This window comes from Sphingomonas sp., assembly GCF_036269755.1.
Lineage (GTDB): Bacteria > Pseudomonadota > Alphaproteobacteria > Sphingomonadales > Sphingomonadaceae > Sphingomonas.
This window is the reverse complement of record NZ_DATBDV010000016.1, coordinates 1-2,620: the sequence shown is the minus strand read 5'-3', so window position 1 is coordinate 2,620 and position 2,620 is coordinate 1. Positions and strand designations below refer to the sequence as shown.

Here is a 2,620-nt window from a genome sequence, read left to right as displayed (position 1 = left end):
CAAGGCGATCTTGAAGCAGCTCGGACTGAAAGAGAAATAAAGCTATGGAATACACCGCTCTGTTCACGCCATCCGAAGATGGCGGATTTGTCGTTACCTTCCCCGACTTCGATTGGGGCGTAACACAAGGCGACACCGAAGGGGAAGCGCTCGACATGGCCGCTGACGCGCTCGGCATGATGATCGGCGAGCACATCCGGAAGGGCGAACCGCTTCCGGCTCCGCGCACCCGCCGCGGCGCAAAGTACCGGGCGATCCGACTGCCCGCGCTGCACGCGGCAAAGGCCGAGCTGTACCGCGCGTTTCTAGCGGCGAACATCCGTAAATCCGAACTGGCGCGACGGCTCAACATTCCGAAAACCAACGTCGATCGGCTCTTCGACCTGAAACATCAGTCGCGGCTCGATCAGATCGAAGCCGCCTTCCAAATGCTCGGCAAAGAACTCGTGTTCACAGTCAAGGACGCTGCGTAGCGACCGCTAGTGCCGGTGACGCCATTCGTTCGGACGCACCGTTCGCAACTCGCCAATGATCTGGTCACCATCCCCCGGCAAGCCGACCTGCATTCCCGGCTCTGCCATCATGACCATGCAGTGAACGCAGATCACCCGCACTTCCGGCCTGCGCCTCAACAGATCCACACCGGAAGGGGCGATCATCACCCGCCGCCCGCAATCCGCGCAGCAACGGTCAAACGACGAACGCGCCACCGTCAACGGCGCATCGGCCAGTTGGCATACCAAGCAATCCTGATCGCTCATAGCACACATCATATGCTCAACGACCCGCCCTTACCGTCTCCTGAGCCCAGGACATCGCGGGCGGCGAAGACCCACTCAGGCGCGCCAGAGAACGCGCCGCGCCCCTGGCGCAACCACCAGTCAACAGCACGCTCGATAATGGCCCGCAATCGCGCAGCTTCGGCCTGAGCGGCATCGCGCTCGCGAACTAGTTGCCCGAGCTGCTCGTCTCGTTCCCAGCTCATATCGCCAACGCCCGCCCTTGCCGCTGCGGCTTCAGCATCAGATAGCTCGCCGCCCACACGAGCGCATCGACGCGATTCGGCGACCGCTTCATCTCGCCCGGGACGAAGTTCACCATCTCGTCTTCGAGGGCAGGGAAGGCGCCCACGTGATGAATCTTGCCCTGCTCGTACAGCGCCGCCACCGGCTCAGCCCGCGCGACCTTCCCGCGACTGGCGTGCACCTTCTCGTACGGCACGTTGCGCCGCTCCGTGCGGATCGTCAGCTCGACCAGGTCGCCGCCGTTGTTCACCTCGCCGATGATGCGATCGCCGCCCAGCCGGTCGAACAGCATCACGCTCCGCGCCGCCCATTGCGCGGGCGGCAAATGGCACGTATCGTCGGCCTGCACGTAGCCGTTACCCGCAGCGTCGATCCCGAACCCGCTGATGCCCGTATCGTCGCTGCCTTCGCCCGCCGTGGTCGCCGGATCGATCGCGATCACCACGCGGACCAGCTCGGGCACGTCGGCAGGTTTGATGCGCGCCGCCTCGATCGTCGCCCGCGTCCAGAGCGCCCCTTGCGCTTCCGAGAGGATCTCGCCCATCAGCTCCTGGCGCCCGACCGTCGTTCCGCCGTACACGCGCTCGAAATCCGCAAGCACCGTCGCCGGCAGGTTCGCCGCGTTGTCGTACGTCGAGCCGCGCGTCACGATTGTGCCGGCATCGGCAATCAGGTCGCGCAGTTCCTTCCGCGGCTTCGGCGTGGTGGTCGCGATCACGCGCGGATCGCGGCCGAGACGCAGCCCGAATTTCAGGTTGCTCCACAGGTCGCGGAACTTGGGGTACACGGCGATTTCGTCGCACCAGGCCATCGAATGCTGCGGGCCCCTGAGACGCTCGGGCTCCTCGGCCGAGTACAGCGCCGCGAGCGCGCCGTTCCGAAACGTCACGCGCCGCTTGGACGGCTGATAGAACGGCCGCTGCTGCGGAGGATACACGCTCAAGAGGCCGCTTTCGCCCTCCACCATAACCTCACGGCAGTCGGCCGCGGTCGGCCCCACCAGCGCGATCCGCGCGCTCGGGTTGGCTTCGGCATGCCGCCGCACGGCTTCCGCGCCCGTGCGCGTCTTACCGAAGCCGCGGCCGGCGAGGATCAGCCACGTGGACCACCGGCCATCCGGCCATTCCTGGCTCGGCCGCGCCCACAGATCCCACGAGTACAGCAACTCCTGCACCTGGCCGTCGGTCAAGCCCGCCGTCGTCGCCGCGACGTGTTCGGCCGTCACGTCCGAAGGCAGGCGGTTGAAGTTGAGCACTTCGCCCATGATCGCTTACCAGTCGCCCCCGGCGAAGTGCGCGTAGCTCTCGGCGGTATCAGGATCGACGCGCGTCTCGACCGAGACGAGGGCGAACACCCGCTCGACGTCGTCGCCGTCGGGATCTTCGAGCGGCACGGCGAGAACGATATCAAGCCCGTCGTCGAGATCGGCGATCGCGCGTTTGAGTTCGCCGATCGTCACGCCTTCATGGCCTCGATCGTCGCCAGATGGAAGATCGCGCGATCCTCGGGGAAGATGCGCTTGAAGCCGACGACGACGCCGCGCCGCGCCACCGTGTACTGCTGGCTGCGGCCGATCGCGCCGAGCAAGCCGCCGC

At 66.0% G+C, this 2,620-nt stretch carries 4 protein-coding genes; 1 reads left to right on the top strand and 3 read right to left on the bottom strand.

Translation table 11 applies throughout. From position 1 onward, the window contains the following. Positions 1 to 44: 44 nt before the first annotated feature. The gene (locus tag VH326_RS10740) at positions 45 to 473 is read left to right on the top strand and encodes a type II toxin-antitoxin system HicB family antitoxin (protein ID WP_329631821.1); all 429 of its coding nucleotides are present in this window, start codon (positions 45 to 47) and stop codon (positions 471 to 473) included. 6 nt (positions 474 to 479) lie between these two features. On the opposite strand, the gene VH326_RS10735 is transcribed toward VH326_RS10740, so the two are convergent. From VH326_RS10735 to VH326_RS10725, 3 genes are all read right to left on the bottom strand, one after another. Then, positions 480 to 761 carry a hypothetical protein gene (locus VH326_RS10735; protein WP_329631820.1) on the bottom strand — a complete coding sequence of 94 codons (282 nt, stop codon included), beginning with the start codon at positions 759 to 761 and terminating at the stop codon, positions 480 to 482. Positions 762 to 981: 220 nt separating this feature from the next. Continuing rightward, entirely contained in the window at positions 982 to 2,289 is a 1,308-nt protein-coding gene (locus VH326_RS10730; protein WP_329631819.1) for a DNA-packaging protein, read from the bottom strand. 6 nt (positions 2,290 to 2,295) lie between these two features. Then, the gene (locus tag VH326_RS10725; RefSeq protein WP_329631818.1) at positions 2,296 to 2,484 is read right to left on the bottom strand and encodes a hypothetical protein; all 189 of its coding nucleotides are present in this window, start codon (positions 2,482 to 2,484) and stop codon (positions 2,296 to 2,298) included. Positions 2,485 to 2,620 lie beyond the last annotated feature (136 nt).